This is a genomic window from Rhodococcus sp. M8, assembly GCF_015654185.1.
In the GTDB taxonomy this organism is placed as follows: domain Bacteria; phylum Actinomycetota; class Actinomycetes; order Mycobacteriales; family Mycobacteriaceae; genus Rhodococcus; species Rhodococcus aetherivorans.
In genome coordinates this window covers 289,156-306,667 of record NZ_CP064065.1, presented here as the reverse complement: position 1 = coordinate 306,667, position 17,512 = coordinate 289,156, and the positions used below count along the sequence as shown (strand labels likewise).

Below are 17,512 nucleotides of genomic sequence, written 5' to 3'. Positions count from 1 at the left end.
CCGGTCCGGTCAGTCCTCCGGACCGAAAATTCTTCGCCGCACGGAGAGCAGCTGCAACTCCGGGCGGCCGGCGACGAGCCGCTCGCACGTGTCGAGCACCTCGTTGAGATAGGGCACCGCCGATGCGGCCACCGCCACGCCGATCTCGGCGCGACGGTAGAGGTCCTGGTCGCCGGTCTCGGCGGCGCTTACCGCCATCCGCCGCAGCTCGGCGAGGACGGGCCGGATCACGGACCGCTTCTGCTTGAGCGAGCGCACGTCACCGAGCAGGACGTCCAGTTCCAGTGCCCCGAGATACATCCACCCTCCGGTGTCGTCCGGTGCCGGTCCTCCGGCACGCCGACGGCGGCGGGCGATCATCTCGCCCACCGCCGCCGACGAGGCCGTCGGTTGTGTCCGGCTGCGTCAGTCGCGCGGCTTCTCGCGCAGCTCGTACGCCTCGATCACGTCACCGATCTTGATGTCGGAGTAGGTGACCGTCAGACCGCACTCGAAGCCTTCCCGCACCTCGGTCACATCGTCCTTCTCGCGCCGCAGCGACGAGATGGTGACCGTCTCGGCGACCACGTTGTTGTCGCGGAGCAGACGGGCCTTCGCGTTGCGCTTGACGACACCCGACTGGACCATGCAGCCCGCGATGTTGCCGACCTTGGACGACTTGAAGATCGCCCGGATCTCGGCGCGGCCGAGCTCGACCTCCTCGTAGATCGGCTTGAGCATGCCCTTGAGGGCCTTCTCCACCTCGTCGATCGCCTGGTAGATGATCGAGTAGTAGCGGATGTCGACGCCCTCGCGGTTGGCGAGCTCGGTGGCCTTGCCCTCGGCGCGGACGTTGAAGCCGATGATCACGGCGTTCGACGCGGCGGCCAGGTTGACGTTGGTCTCGGTGACACCACCGACACCGCGGTCGATGACCCGCAGGCGCACCTCGTCGCCGACCTCGATGCCCATGAGGGCCTCCTCGAGGGCTTCGACCGTACCGGCGTTGTCGCCCTTGAGGATGAGGTTGAGCTCGTTGTGCTCCTTGAGCGCGGCATCGAGGTCCTCGAGGCTGATCCGCTTGCGGCTCTTGGCGGCCAGCGCGTTGCGCTTGCGCGCATTGCGGCGGTCCGCGATCTGCCGTGCGATGCGGTCCTCCTCGACGACGACGAGGTTGTCACCGGCGCCGGGCACCGACGTGAAGCCGATGACCTGGACCGGACGCGACGGGAACGCCTCGAGGACGTCGTCGCCGTGCTCGTCCACCATTCGGCGGACACGGCCGTACGCGTCGCCCGCGACGATCGAGTCGCCCACGCGCAGCGTGCCGCGCTGGACCAGGACGGTGGCCACGGGGCCGCGGCCGCGGTCGAGGTGCGCCTCGATCGCGACGCCCTGCGCCTCCATGTCCGGGTTGGCCCGCAGGTCGAGGGACGCGTCCGCGGTGAGCAGCACGGCCTCGAGCAGCTGGTCGATGTTCAGGCCCTGCTTCGCCGAGATGTCGACGAACATGGTGTCGCCGCCGTACTCCTCGGTGACCAGGCCGTACTCGGTGAGCTGCTGGCGGATCTTCTGGGGGTTCGCACCCTCCTTGTCGATCTTGTTCACCGCGACCACGATCGGCACGTCCGCAGCCTGCGCGTGGTTGATCGCCTCCACCGTCTGCGGCATGACGCCGTCGTCGGCCGCGACCACGAGGATCGCGATGTCGGTCGACTTCGCGCCGCGGGCACGCATGGCGGTGAACGCCTCGTGACCCGGGGTGTCGATGAAGGTGATCAGCCGGTCTTCGCCGTTGAGGTGGGTCATCACCTGGTAGGCGCCGATGTGCTGGGTGATGCCGCCGGCCTCGCCCTCGCGGACGTTGGCCTTGCGGATCGTGTCGAGCAGGCGGGTCTTGCCGTGGTCGACGTGACCCATGACGGTCACCACCGGCGGACGCTGCACGAGGTCTTCCTCGGTGCCCTCGTCCTCGCCGTAGGTGATGTCGAACGACTCGAGCAGCTCGCGGTCCTCGTCCTCGGGGCTGACGACCTGAACGTTGTAGTTCATCTCCGAGCCGAGCAGCTCGAGGGTCTCGTCGTTCACCGACTGAGTGGCCGTGACCATCTCACCGAGGTTGAACAGCGCCTGGACCAGGGCCGACGGGTTCGCGTCGATCTTCTCCGCGAAGTCGGACAGCGACGCGCCGCGGGCGAGACGGATGGTCTCGCCGTTGCCGCGCGGCAGCCGCACACCACCGACCGACGGTGCCTGCATCGAATCGTATTCCTGCCGCTTCTGCCGCTTCGACTTGCGGCCACGGCGCGGAGCGCCACCGGGACGACCGAAGGCACCCGCGGTTCCGCCGCGGCCACCACGGCCGGCGCCACCGCCACCGCCACCGGGACGACCGCGGAAACCACCGGCGGCACCGGCACCGGCACCGGCGCCGGGAGCACCGCCACCGCCACCGCGGTAACCGCCGCCGCCACCAGCGCCGGCCGGACGTCCGCCGGGCGCGCCGGGACGGCCGGGACGACCGGTCGGGCCGGGACGCGCAGCACGCTGCGGCATCGCGGCCGGGTTCGGACGCGGGGGCATCGAGCCGGGGGACGGCCGGGGACCGCCCTGGCCGGGAGCCGGACGGGGACCGCCGGGACCGGCCGCGGGGCGACCCTGACCGGGAGCCGGACGGGCACCGCCGGGACCGGCCGCGGGGCGACCCTGACCGGGAGCCGGACGGGCACCGCCGGGACCGGCCGCGGGGCGACCCTGACCGGGAACCGGACGCGGCGCGCCCGGACGCGGCGCGGGCCGCTCCGCGGGTGCGGACGAGTACGGATTGTTGCCGACGCGCGGCGGCTTCGGGCCGGGACGGGGACCGCCCGGCTTGGGGCCGGCGCTCGGAGCCTGCGGAGCCTGAGCCTGCGGGGCCGGAGCCTGCGGAGCCGGCGCCTGCGGAGCGGCCTGCGCGGCCGGAGCCTGCGGGGTGGCCGGCTTCGGGGCAGCCGGGCGCGGAGCGCCGGGCTTGGGGCCGGGTGCGGCGGGGCGCGAAGCCGGAGCCGGACTCGGCGCGGGGGTTGCGGCCTCGGGCTTCGGGGCCGGGGCGGGTGCCGGCGCGGCCTGGGCGGGCGCTGCCGGACGGGGACCGGGGCGCGGCGCCCCGGGCTTGGGGGCTGCCGCCGACGGAGCTGCGCCGTCGCCGTTCGCCTTCGCGAAAGATTCGCGCAGTCGACGCGCGACCGGCGGCTCGACCGTCGAGGACGCCGACTTCACGAATTCGCCCTGTTCCTTCAAACGGGCGAGAAGTTCCTTACTGGTGACACCGAGTTCCTTGGCCAACTCGTGTACACGGGCCTTGCCTGCCACTGCTCTCCTCACTGATGAGGTCGAGCGGCTGGTGCCCGCACGACCTCGGGTTATCTCCGATGGACGTTCATCGCTGGTGCTTCACGGTGTGCTCATGAGTGCTTGTACCTGTTCTTCTCAGAGTTGGTGTCCCCGGTCCGGCGCGTATCGCTACGCCGAGTCCTCCTCGTTCCGGACCCCGACCAGCTGAACAAGCGCAGACGGGTCGATTGTTCCCGACACCCTCAGCGCTCTGCCGAATGCTCGACGCCGTTCCGCCTGACCGAGGCATTCCGGATCGGGGTGCATCCACGCGCCCCGACCGGGCATCCTCCGCCCCGGGTCCGGCACCAGCACGAAGCCTGACGGCTCCGTCGCCCGCGCCACAACCCTCAGCAGATCGGCAGCCAGCACCCGCTGCCGACACCCGACACAGGTGCGCACCGGACCGGTGCGCTCTCGGTCGGCCGAGGGCAGCTCATGCTGAGCCATCGACCACTCTACCGCTGATCGGGCCGGAACCGTGCATTCCACGCCTATCTGCCTGTCGCGGGCGATCCCGCCGACGCCGGACCGCCGGCCGCGGCATCGCTGCGGATGTCGATCCGCCACCCGGTCAGCCGCGCGGCCAGCCGGGCATTCTGCCCTTCCTTGCCGATCGCGAGGGACAGCTGGTAGTCGGGAACGACGACCCGCGCGGCGCGCGCGTCGGGGTCGACGACTGTGACGGATACCACCTTCGAGGGGGACAGCGCGTTACCGACGAACTTCGCCGGATCCTCGTCGAAGTCGATGATGTCGATCTTCTCGTCACCGAGTTCGCGCATGACGTTGCGCACCCGCTGCCCCATCGGGCCGATGCACGCGCCCTTGGCGTTCAATCCCGGCACCCGTGAGTGGACGGCGATCTTGGAGCGATGGCCGGCCTCCCGCGCGACGGCGACGATCTCCACCGACCCGTCCGCGATCTCCGGCACCTCGAGGGCGAAGAGCTTGCGCACCAGGTTGGGGTGCGTCCGCGACAGGGTGATCTGCGGGCCGCGCTGCCCCCGCGACACCCCGACCACGTAGCACCGGATCCGGTCGCCGTGCTCGTACGTCTCGCCGGGCACCTGCTCGGCCGGCGGGATCAGCCCTTCGGTGCCGGTGGTCTCGGCGCCGATCTTCACCACGACCATGCCGCGGGCGTTGGCGCGGGTGTCGCGCTGGACCACACCGGCGACGACCTCGCCCTCGTGTGTCGCGAACTCCCCGAACCGCTGCTCGTGCTCGGCATCGCGGATGCGCTGCATGATCACCTGGCGGGCGGTGGTCGCCGCGATGCGACCGAAGCCCTCCGGGGTGTCGTCCCACTCGGAGACGAGGTTGCCGTCCGCGTCGAACTCCTGCGCCATCACCCGCACGGCACCGGTCCGGCGGTCCACGTCGACACTCGCGTGCGGCTGGTGCCCGTCGGTATGCCGATAGGCCGTGAGCAGGGCCGTCTGGATCGTCTCGATCAGCGCATCGAACGGGATGTTCTTGTCGGCCTCGAGGACCTTCAGGGCTGCGATGTCGATATTCACTTGTCCACCTTCACTTCGTCCGTGCCGTTGTAGTCCGTGCCGCTCTCGTCGTCCGGGTCGTCGCCGTCGCCCTCGGCGATCTCGCCGGCACGCACCCGGCCGTCCGGCAGGCCGCCCGCGAGCTCGAGTTCGCGCGGATTCGGCGCGTTGAACTCCACCTCGACGACGGCGCGGCGCACCTCCGCGAGCGGGATCGCCCGCACCGAGGGCCCACTGCGGCCGGGAACGACGATCCGGACCTCGTCCCCGACGAGCTCGCCGATGCGGCCGACGATCGTCTCGTCGTCCAGTTCGATCCGGGCCTTGCGGGCCTGGGACCGGCGCCAGTGCCGCTCGCGGGTGAGCGGGCGGCCGATGCCGGGGCTGGTCACCTCGAGCACGTAGGGCGACTCGCCGAAATCGGAGACGGCGTCGAACGCCTCGGAGACCAGGGTGCTCAGGCGGGCGGCCTCGTCGAGGCTCAACCCGGCGTCGCTGTCGACGAACAGCCGCACCGTGCTGTGCTTGCCCGCAGACGTGATCACCACGTCCTCGAGGTCGTATCCCTCGCGCTCGATCGGGCCGGAGACGAGTTCGGCAATTCTCTCCGGGGGCGGCACCGGCATCGCGACAGGCTCCTCGTTCAGTTGTGATCGCAGCGGACGTCATGCCGGCGCACGAGCGGACCGGCAGGTATTCAAGGGTATCGCGCATCCGGCGCTCCCGTGACCAACCCCCCGCGGCCCGACCACCGTCGGATCCGCCCGGACCGGGCTGGCACGATGGTGCGGTGCCGACGCCCGCATCCTCACCGCCCGTGTCCCGACGCACCGTGCTGCGCTGGTCCGGCGCCGCGCTCGGCGGCGTCGGTGCGCTCGCCGTCGCCGGGTGCGGCGCCGGCACGGACGACGGCGCCGGGGAGGTCGATCCCCTGATCGCCCAGGCCGAGCGGGCGCGCGTCGACGCCGCGACCGCCGGTCTGCTCGTCGCGCTGCTCCCCGACCGGGCGGGCGCCCTGAATGCCGTCGGCGCCGAGCGCACGACCCACGCCCAGGTCCTCGACGCCGAGGTGGCCCGGCTCGCCGGGGCCGACCCGGCGTCGACCACCACGGCGTCGACCACCACGGCGTCGACCACCACGACGACGACCGTGGCCCCGGCCGCGGATCCACCCACCCTCGACCTGCTGCGCGAGCGACTGAACGGCTCCCAGCGGGCCGCCGCGGACCTGGCCCGCACCCTGCAGGGCTACCGGGCGGGCCTGCTCGCCTCGATCAGCGCCGCGTGCGCCGTGCACAAGGGGGTGCTGCTGCCGTGAGTTCACAGTCGCTGGGCGTCGAGCAGCAGGCCCTCGTGGACGCGTTGAACGCCGAGTACGCCGCGGTGTTCGGCTACGGCATCGTCGCCGCGTTCTCCAATCCCGCCCGCGCGGCCGAGGTGTCGGCGGACACCGCCGCCCACCGGGCCCGGCGCGACGCCACCACGGACGCGCTGCGGGCCGCCGCCGTCACCCCGCCCACCGCGGCCGCCGGGTACACGACGCCCTTCCCGGTGACCGACGCGGTTTCCGCCGCACAGTTGGCGGTGCAGATCGAGACCGATGTCGCGGTGGCGTGGCGCTCCGTCGTCGAGCGGGCACGCAGCGAGCACACCCGCGGGGCGGCGATCGAGGCGCTCACCGAGTCCGCGATGCGGGCGGCCCGGTGGCGCGCGAACCTAGGGGTCGTCCCGCCGTCCGTCGCGCTGCCCGGGCAGCCCTGACCTCGACCGGGACGCCGCGGCATCCGCTCGCGCCGACCGCGGGCGAAGTGCTCAGTCGGTCACGACCGCTATCGCGAAGCCGTCCCAGCCCTTTGCGCCGACGGTCTGCAGCGCGGTCGCGTCGAGCCGGGGGTCGGTGGCCATGAGTTCCAGCACCTCTCGGGCGCCGCGCACCCGCTGGTCGTCGAGATCGGCGTTGGTGACCGAACCGCCGCGGATCACGTTGTCGACGACGATGACGGTGCCGGGGCGGCCGAGCCGCAGCGCCCACCGCACGTAGTGCGGGTTGTTCTCCTTGTCCGCATCGACGAACACCAGGTCGAACGGGGCCCCGCCCTCGAGGGACGGCAGGGTGTCGAGGGCGGCGCCCACCCGGATGTCGACCCGCTCCCCCACGCCGGCGCGATCGAGGTTGGCGCGCGCGACCTCGGCGTGCCGGGGCTCGTACTCGAGGGTCACCACGCGCCCGTCGTCGCCGACGGCCCGCGCGAGCCAGATGGTGGAGTACCCGCCGAGCGTGCCGATCTCGAGGATGCGCCGCGCACCGCGGATCCGCGCCAGCAGATGCAGGAACTTGCCCTGCACGGGTGCGACGTCGATCGGCGGCAGGCCCGCCGCGGTGTTCGCCGCGAGCGCGTCCTCGAGCTGAGGGTCGGCCCCGATCAGGGTGTCGGTCAGGTAGGCGTCGGTGCGCTCCCAGTCGTCCATGGCATCAGTGTGGTGCCCCGGTGGCCCGCACGCGATCCCGAGGGCCACCGGGGGTGCTACTACGCGCCGAGGATCTCCTTCAGGGCCGCATCGGCCGGCACCTCGCGGGACTCGCCGCTGAACCGGTCGCGCAGCTCGACCTTGCCGTCGGCCCAGCCGCGGCCGACGACGACGACCAGCGGCACGCCGAGCAGCTCGGAGTCCTTGAACTTCACGCCGGGCGAGGCCTTGCGATCGTCGAGCAGCACCTCGACGCCCGCCTTGTCGAGCTCGGCGGCCAGATTCTCGGCACCCTCCCGGGCCGCCTCGTCCTTGTTCGCGATCACCAGGTGCACCCCGAACGGGGCGACCTCGGCGGGCCACCGCAGGCCCTTGTCGTCGTGCTGCTGCTCGGCGATCACGGCGACGAGCCGGGAGACACCGACGCCGTAGGAACCCATGGTCGGGCGCACCGGCTTGCCGTTCTCGCCGAGCACGTCGACGGCGAAGGCGTCGGTGTACTTGCGGCCGAGCTGGAACACGTGGCCGATCTCGATGCCGCGCGCCGACACGAGCGGGCCCGCACCGTCCGGGGACGGGTCACCGTCGCGCACCTCGGCGGCCTCGATGGTCCCGTCCGGGGTGAAGTCGCGCCCGGCGACGAGTCCGACGACGTGCCTGCCGGGCTCGTCGGCGCCGGTGATCCACGACGTGCCGTTTCCGACACGCGGATCGACGAGGTAACGAACTCCGTTGTCGAGCAACGCTTTCGGACCGATGTACCCCTTGACGAGGAACGGGTTGGCCGCGAAGTCGGCGTCCGTGAGCAGCTCGTACTCGGCCGGCTCGAGCGAGGCGCCGAGCCGCTTGTCGTCGACCTCCCGGTCGCCGGGGATGCCGATGCCGAGCAGTTCCCACTCCCCGCCGGGTCGCCGCGTCTTGACGAGGATGTTCTTGAGGGTGTCGGCGGCGGTCACCGGGCGGTCGAGCGCACCGTTGGCCCACTCGACGAGAGTGTCGATGGTCGGGGTGTCCGGGGTGTCGTGCACCACCGCCTCGGGCAGCCCGTCGAACGGAACCGGCTCGGGGGCCAGGGTCTCGACGGCCTCGACGTTCGCGGCGTAGCCCGACTCGAGGCAGCGCACGTACGTGTCCTCGCCCGCGTCGCTCTCGGCGAGGAATTCCTCCGACGCGCTGCCGCCCATGGCGCCCGACGTCGCGGAGACGACCACGTACTTCACGCCGAGTCGGGCGAAGATCCGCTCGTAGGCGTCACGATGCGCCCGGTACGACTCGGCCAGGCCCTCGTCGGTGAGGTCGAAGCTGTAGGAGTCCTTCATCACGAACTCGCGGCCGCGGAGGATGCCGGCACGGGGACGTTCCTCGTCGCGGTACTTCGTCTGGATCTGGTACAGGGTGACCGGAAAATCCTTGTACGAGTTGTATTCACCCTTGACGGTGAGCGCGAACATCTCCTCGTGGGTGGGGCCGAGCAGGTAGTCGGCGCCCTTGCGGTCCTGGAGCCGGAACAACCCGTCGCCGTACTCGGTCCACCGGTTCGTGGTCTCGTAGGGGTCGCGCGGCAGCAGCGCCGGCAGCGAGATCTCCTGCCCACCGATCGCGTTCATCTCCTCGCGCACGACACGCTCGACCTGCCGCAGTACCCGCAGACCCAGCGGCAGCCACGAGTACACCCCCGGGGCGATGCGGCGGACGTAGCCGGCGCGCACGAGCAGCTTGTGGCTGGCGACCTCGGCGTCGGCCGGGTCGTCGCGGAGGGTGCGGAGAAACAGGTGCGACATGCGGGTGATCACGGGAGAGCAGCCTACCTGCCGCCCCGGAACCGACCTCGGTACGGTTACCGCTTGTGCTGGTGCTTCTGCCTCCCTCCGAAACCAAGTCCGACGGCGGCGACGGTGCGCCCCTCGACCTGGGCGAGCTGTCGATGCCGCAACTGACCGCGACCCGCGAGGAGCTGGTGCAGGCGCTCGTCGACCTGGCCGCGGATCCGGAGGCGTCGAGCCTTGCCCTGGGCCTGGGTCCCACGCAGGCGGACGAGATCGAACGCAACGCCAAGCTGTGGGTCTCGCCCACCCGGCCGGCTCTCGCGCGCTACACCGGGGTGCTGTTCGACGCCCTCGACGCCGGCTCGTTCACCCGGGCGCAGCGGGAGAAGGCCCACCGGCGACTCGCGATCGGGTCGGCCCTGTTCGGCGCGGTGCGCGCGGGCGATCCCATCCCGGCCTATCGCCTGTCGGGCGGATCGAAGCTGCCCGGCGTCGGGACCCTCGCGTCGCTGTGGCGGCCGGAGCTGAGCGGCGCCCTGGCCGCCGAGGCCGCCGGGCAGCTCGTGGTGGACCTGCGGTCGGGGGTGTACCGGCAGCTCGGGCCCGTCCCCGGCGCGGTCACCGCGACCGTGCTCACCGAGCAGCCCGACGGGAGCCGCAAGGTGGTCAGTCACTTCAACAAGCACCACAAGGGCCTGCTGGCCCGCGCGCTCGTACTGACCCGCGCGGAGCCGGCCGACGTCGACGGTGCCGCCCGCGTCGCGGCCCGGGCGGGCCTGCGGGTCGAGGTGGCGTCAGCCACCGAACTGGTGATCCTGACCTGACTGCGGCACGCGCCGGGTGTCCTGCACCGCGGTGAGGAACCGGTGCGCCGGGTGCCAGAAGCTACCGAGCACGGCCGCCACCCGAGGGTCGGCGGACCCGGCGGCCGATCGCTGCAGTTCGGCCAGCCGGTCGGCGCACTCGCCGCAGGCCTCGTCGAATCGGACGGGTTCGGCGAATCGGGCGGGGTCGGCGGCGGCGTCCCCGATCCGGTCCACGAGCTCGGCCAGGGCTGTCAGGAGAGCAGGCACCGAGCAGCGCGCCGCGTCGTCCGCCCCGTCGAGAACGCCGTCCGACGCCGCCTCCGCCACGCGGGCGAGTTCGCGGAGCGCCGGCACGGCGTACCACAGCCGGTCGAGGACGTCGTCGGAGGCCGAGGCCTGATCCCGGACCCGGGCCGCGATCGGGCGCGGATTGAGCCGCACACTCTCTCGTGCCCACTGCGACGACTCCGCCGCGCGGTCCATCATCCGGTCGATCTCCCCCGTGCGACGCACCCAGCCCCCGGGCCCCGGACCCGCCTCGTCGCCCAGCCCGGCGGCCATGTCACACAGCAGGGATCGGGCCTCACGGGCGAGTACCCCGAGTTCGTCCCCGACCGGGTAGACCGGCGGGAACAGCGCCGCGGTCACCACGAGTCCGCACGCTGCCCCGATCGCCGTCTCGAGCAGCCGCTCCCCCAGCATCACGGGGCTGCCGGCGGCGCCCGTCGCGATCACCAGCAACGCGGTGATCGCCACCCAGATCCCGTTCGAACCGAACCGCCGCCAGCGGCCGACGAACCAGCCGACGAGCACCACGACGCCGATCGCCGCCGTCTGCCCCGGCACCAGCCATTCCGCCGTTGCCGCGAGTAGCACGCCGGCGACGACCGTTCCGATCTGCACCACCGCCTGCCGGAGGGACCGGAACACCGTGGTCTCGACGAGGAACACCGCGACGTAAGGGGCGAGGAAGGCCTGCGGCAGCGTCAGCCACTCGGCGGCGACGAGCCACGCGAGGACCGCCGCGAGGGCCGACTTCAGCGCCTGCGCGGCGACGTACCGCTCGTGCCCGCGCACGCGTACCGCGCGTGCGGTCCACGTCGCCGGGAACCGCATCCACTCGGTGATGGTCGACAACATGTCCGTCGGCTACCCCGCCGCTGGGGCCGGGCACACCTCGGCGGCAGGGCCGGTACGGGGCTACGCGCCCTGCGCCGCCTTCTCCGCCACCTGGGCCTGCGCCACCTGCTCGGGGGTGAAGCGGATGAACAGCGCCGCGGCACCCGCGATCACGGCGCACACCGCACAGCCGACGAGGGCGAAGAGGTAGCCCTCCCCCAGCGCGTAGAGCTGGCCGGGATCCATGTCGGCGACGGCGCCGGACGTGCCGCCCAGCGACAGGGTCCGCGACGTGGCCATCGCGCCGATCACGGCCAGGCCGATGGGGCCGCCGAGGGTCTGCGCCACCTGGGCGATCGCCGCGAGCGGGCCGATCTCGTGCGAGCCGACGCCGGCGATCGCGCACAGCGGCAGCGGCACCACGGCCAGGCCCACCCCGAACCCGACGACGAGCACCAGGACGAACAGCGTCGGCAGGTAGGCGACGGTGTGCGACATCGTCGAGCCGTACAGGAGGCTGACCGCCATGATCAGCGCCCCGGTGACGACCAGCCAGCGGGGCCGCACCCGCACCGCCAGCTTCGACGCGACCGCCGCGGCGGCGCCCAGGCCGAAGGCGAAGGGCACGAACGCCAGGCCGGCCTGGAGCGGCGAATAGCCGAGGATGTCCTGCACGAACAGGGCGACGAACGCGGCGAGGCTGAACATGACGGCACCGGCGAAGAAGATGGACACGAACGTCGCGACCCGGTCCGCGTTGCGGAACAGCACGAACGGCAGCAGCGGGTTCTCGGCGCGGCGCTCGACGACGAGGAACACCGCGAGCAGCGCGGTACCGGTGATCAGCGCGCCGACCACCGCAGGACTGGTCCACCCCATCTCCGGGCCCTCGGTGAGCCCGAAGACGAGACCGGTGCAGCCGAGTGTGGCGAGCACCGCGCCCGGCACGTCCAGCGGCAGCCGCTCGGCCGCGGTCTCGCGCAGCGCGACCACCGCCAGGCTCACGATCAGCATCCCGATCGGCACGTTGATCAGGAAGATCCAGCGCCAGGACACCTCGGTGAGGGCGCCGCCGATGATCAGCCCCGCGATCGATCCGACGCCCGTCATGGCCGCGAAGATGGCGATCGCCTGGTTGCGTGCCGGTCCGGGTGCGAAGGTGGTGGCGACCAGCGCCAGGGCCGTGGGCGAGGCCACGGCGGCGCCGACGCCCTGTAGCGCGCGGGCCGCGACGAGGGTGCCCTCGTTGACGGCGAGGCCGCACAGCAGCGACGCGACGGTGAACAGGCCGACGCCGGCGATGAACATGCGTTTGCGGCCGAAGGCGTCGCCGAGACGTCCGCCGAGGAGCATCAGCCCCCCGTAGCTCAGGGCGTACGACGTGAGCACCCAGTTGCGGCCCGCGTCACTCAGACCGAGGTCCTCCTGCAGCGGCGCCAGCGCGAGATTGGCGACCGTGCCGTCGAGCACGACCATCAACTGCAGACCGCTGAGGACGATGATCGCCAGGCCCAGCGCACGCGTGGTGACGGGGTAGCTCACGGGCGAGGAGGTTTCGGCCATGTGGATCAACGTTACCGAGCGCCCGGGGCGACCCCGGCCACCGGCCCGATGTCGAACCCGGCCACCGGCCCGATCACGATGATGGCCGGCGGGCGGATCTGCTCCTCCCGGACGCGGGCGGCGACGGTCTTCAGGTCGGCGCGCAGCACCCGCTGGGTGCGCAGCGTGCCCTCCTGGATCACGGTGACCGGGGTCTGCGCGGGCCGGCCGCCCTCGAGCAGGGCGGCGGCGAACTGCTCGATCCGCTCGACCGCCATCAGCAGCACGAGCGTGCCGCGCAGGCGCGCGAGCGCACCCCAGTCGGTGAGCGAATCCGGGTGGTCGGGCGCCACGTGGCCGCTGACCACAACGAACTCGTGAGTGACGCCGCGGTGGGTGACGGGGATCCCGGCCGCGGACGGCACCGAGATGGCGCTGGTAATGCCGGGGACGACGGTCACGGGCACTCCGGCGGCGACGCACGCCTCGAGTTCCTCGTAGCCGCGGCCGAACACGTACGGGTCGCCGCCCTTGAGCCGGACGACGAACTTTCCGGCCTTGGCGCCGTCGATCAGCGCCTGGTTGATGGCCTCCTGCGCCATCGCCCGGCCGTAGGGGATCTTGGCGGCGTCGATCACCTCGACGTGCGGGCCGAGCTCGGCGAGCAGTTCCGGCGGGGCCAGCCGGTCGGCGACGACGACGTCGGCGCGACCCAGCAGGCGCCGCCCGCGGACCGTGATCAGGTCGGGATCGCCCGGGCCGCCACCGACCAGCGCGACCCCGGGGCGGGCGGGCTCGGCGTCGGCGACGACGGCACCGGACTGCAGGGCCTCGCGGATCGCGGTGCGCACGGCCGCGGAGCGGCGGTGGTCGCCGCCGGCCAGCACACCGACGGTCATCCCGTCGTAGTGGGCGGTGGCCGGGGTGACGGCCGTGCCGCGGCGGGCGTTGTCGGCCCGGACGCAGAAGATGCGGTGACGTTCGGCCTCGGCGACGATCGCGGCGTTGGTGTCCGGTTCGTCGGTGCAGGCGATGGCGTACCAGGCGCCGTCGAGATCCCCGTCACGGTAGTCGCGCAGTTCCAGGGTGACCTGCCCGGCGGTGGCCATGCCCTCGACCGCGGGTGTCGCCGCACGGGTGATCACGTGCACGTGGGCACCGGCGGCCACGAGCAGACCGAGCCGTCGCTGTGCGACGGTACCGCCCCCGACCACCACTACTCGCCGGCCCCGCAAATTGAGCCCGACCAGGTAGTTGGTCTCGTCATCGGCAGCACTGGACACCGGCACTTCCCATCTTTCGGCACTGTGCAACGCGCATCACGCTGCGGGGAACGCACAAACACTACGGGCCGGGCCGATCGCGGCGCCATCCGCCGTACGAACATCGTGAGGGACGCCGCAGGCCCGGCACGCACGGCGTCCGAAGGACTCAGCCGACGAGGAGGGACTCGCGGACCTGCCGGCGGAGCACCTTCCCGATCAGGGACCGCGGCAGGTCGTCCACCACCACCACACGCCGCGGGACCTTGTAGGCGGCCAGGCGCGAACGGCAGTGCTCCCGCGCCGCCTCGGGGTCGAAGTCGTCGCCCGAGACCAGCACCGCCGCCACCACCTCCTCGCTGCCGTCAGGGGTCGGCAGACCCACCACGGCGGCGTCGACTACTCCCGGGAACAGCCGCAGCGCCGCTTCGACCTCGGACGGCATGACGTTGAAGCCACCGGTGATGATCAGTTCCTTGATCCGGTCCACGACCGTGACGAATCCGTCGCGGTCGACCTGGACGATGTCACCGGTCCGGAACCAGCCGCCGTCGAGCAGCGCCTCCGCCGTCTGTTCGGGCTTGTTCCAGTATCCGGAGAACACCTGCGGTCCGCGGATCAGCAACTCTCCCCGCTGCCCGGGTTCGACGTCGCGCTCAGGGTCGGCCGGATCGACCACCCGGATCTCGGTGCTCGGGAAGGGAACTCCGACGGCACCGGGCCGGCGGGCGAGTCCGATGGGATTGCCGACCGCGACCGGCGACGTCTCGGTCAGCCCGTACCCCTCGACCAGCACGCCCCCGGTGACCGCCTCCCACAGTTCCAGTGTCTCCGTCGGCAAGGGCATCGCCCCGGAAATCGACCAGCGCGCCGACGTCAGATCCACCGACCGCTCCCGGGCCGCGCGGGCGAGGCGCTCGTAGATCGGCGGCACCGCGGGCATGAACGTGGGTGGGTGCTTCTTCGCGGCGGCGAGCACCAGATCCACGTCGAACTTGGGGAACAGCACCAGACGGGCGCCGATGCTCATTGCGAAGGTCACACACAGGGTGAGCCCGTAGGCGTGGAACATCGGCAGCACCGCGTAGACGACCTCTGCGCCGTCGACCAGCCCCGGCACCCAGGCGCGGCCCTGCGCGGCGTTGGCGCCGAGGTTCGAGTGCGTGAGCATCGCGCCCTTCGGGGTGCCGGTGGTGCCGCTCGTGTACTGGACGACCGCCAGATCGCCGACGGAGGGGCGCGGATGCTCCGGGTCGAGGGGTCCGTCGGCCAGCAACCGCTGCCACGGAATCGTCCCCGGCGCCGGCCCCGTCAGCGCGTCCCGCAACGTGCGCGCTCTCGGGACGGGGAGGGTGAGCGCGAGCCGCTTGGACCACGGCATCGAACGAGTGATGTTCACCGCCACGATGTGCTCGACGGCCGTGTCCCCGGCGATCCGCTGCAGCAGCGGACAGACCTTGTCCCAGGCGATCGCCACCGTGGCGCCGTGGTCCGCGAACTGGTGGGCCATCTCCTCGCCGGTGTAGAGCGGATTGTGCTCGACCACCACGCCGCCGATCCGCAGGACCGCATAGAACGCGATCACGTGCTCCGGACAGTTCGGCAGGACGAGCGCCACCCGGTCGCCGGGGCGCACGCCGAGCCGTCGCAGCCCCTCCGCGGCACGGGGCACCCGGTCGCCGAGTTGCGAATAGGTCAGTTCCGCGCCGAAGAACTCGAGCGCCGGACGTGGCCCGAACCGAGCGACCGACGCCTCCAGCATGTCGACCAGCGAGTGCTCGGGGGGTGCGATGTCCGACGGCACCCCCTCGGCGTAGCTGTCGAGCCAGATCCGTTCCATACCGGTGCCCACAGCCCCGCCCCTCTCAGCGACTGGGATCAGGGTATCCCGCCGGGGCGCGGGCGCCATGGCGTTCCGGCGGACGGCGCGGCCCGCGAGGGCCGGACCCGGCCGAGACCCTCGCAGGCCGCATCGGAGGACGGGCGGTCAGACCGTCGCCGGCTCCGCCGGGGCGGTGGCCTCCACCGCAGAGGCGACATCGAGCTGCAGGGACTTGGTGCCCCAGCGCCAGACCTTGTCGAACAGCGCGGTGTCGTCCGAGAGCTTGACCCCGAGGGACGGCACCATCTCCTTGAGGGTGTCCTGCCACGCCGTCCACCGGTCGGGGAAGCAGCGCTCGAGGACGTCGAGCATCGCCGGAACGGCGGTCGAGGCGCCGGGGGACGCGCCGAGCAGACCGGCGATCGTGCCGTCGCCGGCATTGACCACGGCGGTGCCGAACTCGAGCACTCCACCCGCACCCTTGCGGCGGATCACCTGCACCCGCTGACCGGCGGTGATGAGCTCCCAGTCCGCCATGCGGGCCCGCGGCACGAACTCGCCGAGGGTGCCGATGCGGTCGCGCGGCGACTGCATCAGCTCACCGATCAGGTACTTGGTCAGACCCATCTCGGTGAGGCCGACGCCGATCATCGACAGCAGGTTGTTGGGCTTGACCGAGCCGGGCAGGTCGGTGAGCTTGCCGTTCTTGAGGAACTTCGGGGACCAGCCGGCGTACGGGCCGAACAGCAGGCCCTGCTTGCCGCCGATCACGCGGGTGTCGAGGTGCGGGACCGACATCGGTGGCGCACCCACGGCCGCCTTGCCGTACACCTTCGCGCTGTGCATGGCGATCAGCTCCGGGTTGGTGCAGCGCAGGAACTGGCCGGAGACGGGGAAACCGCCGAAGCCCTTGGCCTCCGCGATACCCGACTTCTGCAGCAGGTGCAGCGCTCCGCCGCCGGCACCGACGAACACGAACCGGGCATGCACCTTGCGGGCCTGGCCGGTGCGGCGGTTGCGGACCTTGACGATCCAGCTGCCGTCGGACTGCTTGTCCAGGTCGGTCACGTCGTGGCCGAAGTGCACGGTGCCGCCCGACGCGGCGACGTTGTTGAGCAGCTGCTTGGTGAGGGCACCGAAGTCGACGTCGGTGCCGTCCTGGGTCCAATTCAGCGCGATGGGCTCGGAGAAGTCACGGCCCTGCGCCATCAGCGGCAACCGCTCGGAGAAGTACTCGGGGCTCTCCGAGTACTCCATGCCGGCGAAGAGCGGATGCCCGGCCAGCGCGTCGTAGCGGGCACGCAGGTACTTCACGTTGTCGGCGCCGTGGACGAAGCTGACGTGCGGAACGGGATTGATGAAGTTCTTGGGATCGGTGAGGATGCCGTTGTCCACCGCGAACGCCCAGAACTGGCGCGAGACCTGGAACTGCTCGTTGACGTTGATCGCCTTGGTGATGTCCACGCCACCGCCCGGCTTGGCGGGCGTGTAGTTCAGCTCGCACAGCGCCGAGTGACCGGTGCCTGCGTTGTTCCAGGGATCGCTGCTCTCCGCCGCGGCGGCGTCGAGCCGCTCGAAGGCGGTGATGGACCAGTCGGGCTGCAGCCGGCGCAGGATTGCGCCGAGCGTCGCGCTCATGATGCCCGCACCCACGAGCACTACATCGGTCTTGGCCTCTACCACGTTCTCTGACACTGGAGGATCGACTTCCTTGTCTGTTCGCACGCGCCGTTGCGTTCCGCACTGCTCCGCGTGAGTGTCCCGTGCACGTCCGTGCTCGTCGGCCGGGTCTCGCTGCACTCGCGGATCCCGGCGACGTCGCGGCCGCGCCGACTGCGACGAACAGGTTACCCGCGCGTTGTCCGGCGTTTGT

Annotated in this window: 15 protein-coding genes; 3 read left to right on the top strand and 12 right to left on the bottom strand. The window is 71.9% G+C overall.

From position 1 onward, the window contains the following. Positions 1-9: 9 nt before the first annotated feature. The 5 genes from ISO16_RS01400 to rimP all read right to left on the bottom strand — a co-directional run bounded on the left by ISO16_RS01400 (position 10) and on the right by rimP (position 5,479). Positions 10-300, bottom strand: a complete 291-nt coding sequence (locus tag ISO16_RS01400; RefSeq protein WP_029543284.1) for a DUF503 domain-containing protein — start codon at positions 298-300, stop codon at positions 10-12. Positions 301-405: 105 nt separating this feature from the next. Beyond that, entirely contained in the window at positions 406-3,330 is a 2,925-nt protein-coding gene (gene infB / locus ISO16_RS01395) for a translation initiation factor IF-2 (protein WP_075288599.1), read from the bottom strand. 150 nt (positions 3,331-3,480) lie between these two features. Beyond that, positions 3,481-3,801, bottom strand: a complete 321-nt coding sequence (locus tag ISO16_RS01390; RefSeq protein ID WP_072635117.1) for a YlxR family protein — start codon at positions 3,799-3,801, stop codon at positions 3,481-3,483. Between the two features lie 44 nt (positions 3,802-3,845). Next, complete coding sequence (gene nusA / locus ISO16_RS01385) at positions 3,846-4,874, bottom strand: transcription termination factor NusA (protein WP_006937408.1); 1,029 nt, start codon at positions 4,872-4,874, stop codon at positions 3,846-3,848. Further along, positions 4,871-5,479: a ribosome maturation factor RimP gene (rimP, locus tag ISO16_RS01380; RefSeq protein WP_006937409.1), complete on the bottom strand. Its 609-nt coding sequence runs from the start codon at positions 5,477-5,479 to the stop codon at positions 4,871-4,873. The genes nusA and rimP overlap by 4 nt, the downstream gene beginning before the upstream one ends. Before the next feature lie 164 nt (positions 5,480-5,643). Between rimP and ISO16_RS01375 the strand changes: the two genes are divergently transcribed. Then, positions 5,644-6,171, top strand: coding sequence for a conserved transmembrane alanine RICH protein (locus tag ISO16_RS01375; protein WP_072635116.1), 528 nt, complete (start codon positions 5,644-5,646; stop codon positions 6,169-6,171). Beyond that, positions 6,168-6,614 (top strand): ferritin-like domain-containing protein, encoded by a 447-nt coding sequence (locus ISO16_RS01370; protein ID WP_006937411.1) that lies wholly within the window; start codon positions 6,168-6,170, stop codon positions 6,612-6,614. The genes ISO16_RS01375 and ISO16_RS01370 overlap by 4 nt, the downstream gene beginning before the upstream one ends. Positions 6,615-6,665: 51 nt before the next feature. Here ISO16_RS01370 and ISO16_RS01365 read toward each other — a convergent pair whose 3' ends face one another. Together ISO16_RS01365 and ISO16_RS01360 are read right to left on the bottom strand one after the other, a co-directional pair. Then, a complete protein-coding gene (locus tag ISO16_RS01365) occupies positions 6,666-7,322 on the bottom strand; it encodes an O-methyltransferase (RefSeq protein ID WP_072635115.1) in 657 nt (218 codons plus the stop codon). Positions 7,323-7,381: 59 nt separating this feature from the next. Next, the gene (locus ISO16_RS01360; RefSeq protein ID WP_072635114.1) at positions 7,382-9,115 is read right to left on the bottom strand and encodes a proline--tRNA ligase; all 1,734 of its coding nucleotides are present in this window, start codon (positions 9,113-9,115) and stop codon (positions 7,382-7,384) included. A 53-nt stretch (positions 9,116-9,168) separates the two neighbouring features. Between ISO16_RS01360 and yaaA the strand changes: the two genes are divergently transcribed. After that, the gene (gene yaaA, locus ISO16_RS01355) at positions 9,169-9,912 is read left to right on the top strand and encodes a peroxide stress protein YaaA (RefSeq protein WP_029543262.1); all 744 of its coding nucleotides are present in this window, start codon (positions 9,169-9,171) and stop codon (positions 9,910-9,912) included. Here yaaA and ISO16_RS01350 read toward each other — a convergent pair. The 5 genes from ISO16_RS01350 to mqo all read right to left on the bottom strand — a co-directional run bounded on the left by ISO16_RS01350 (position 9,883) and on the right by mqo (position 17,334). After that, positions 9,883-11,034, bottom strand: coding sequence for an FUSC family protein (locus tag ISO16_RS01350; protein ID WP_072635113.1), 1,152 nt, complete (start codon positions 11,032-11,034; stop codon positions 9,883-9,885). The two genes, yaaA and ISO16_RS01350, sit on opposite strands and share 30 nt — an antisense overlap. A 60-nt stretch (positions 11,035-11,094) precedes the next feature. Continuing rightward, positions 11,095-12,576 carry an MFS transporter gene (locus tag ISO16_RS01345; RefSeq protein WP_006937416.1) on the bottom strand — a complete coding sequence of 494 codons (1,482 nt, stop codon included), beginning with the start codon at positions 12,574-12,576 and terminating at the stop codon, positions 11,095-11,097. Between the two features lie 11 nt (positions 12,577-12,587). Continuing rightward, positions 12,588-13,844 carry a uroporphyrinogen-III C-methyltransferase gene (gene cobA, locus ISO16_RS01340; RefSeq protein ID WP_373566473.1) on the bottom strand — a complete coding sequence of 419 codons (1,257 nt, stop codon included), beginning with the start codon at positions 13,842-13,844 and terminating at the stop codon, positions 12,588-12,590. 142 nt (positions 13,845-13,986) lie between these two features. After that, positions 13,987-15,669, bottom strand: coding sequence for a long-chain-fatty-acid--CoA ligase (locus tag ISO16_RS01335; protein ID WP_083662501.1), 1,683 nt, complete (start codon positions 15,667-15,669; stop codon positions 13,987-13,989). 135 nt (positions 15,670-15,804) lie between these two features. Continuing rightward, entirely contained in the window at positions 15,805-17,334 is a 1,530-nt protein-coding gene (gene mqo, locus ISO16_RS01330; protein ID WP_072635112.1) for a malate dehydrogenase (quinone), read from the bottom strand. Positions 17,335-17,512 lie beyond the last annotated feature (178 nt).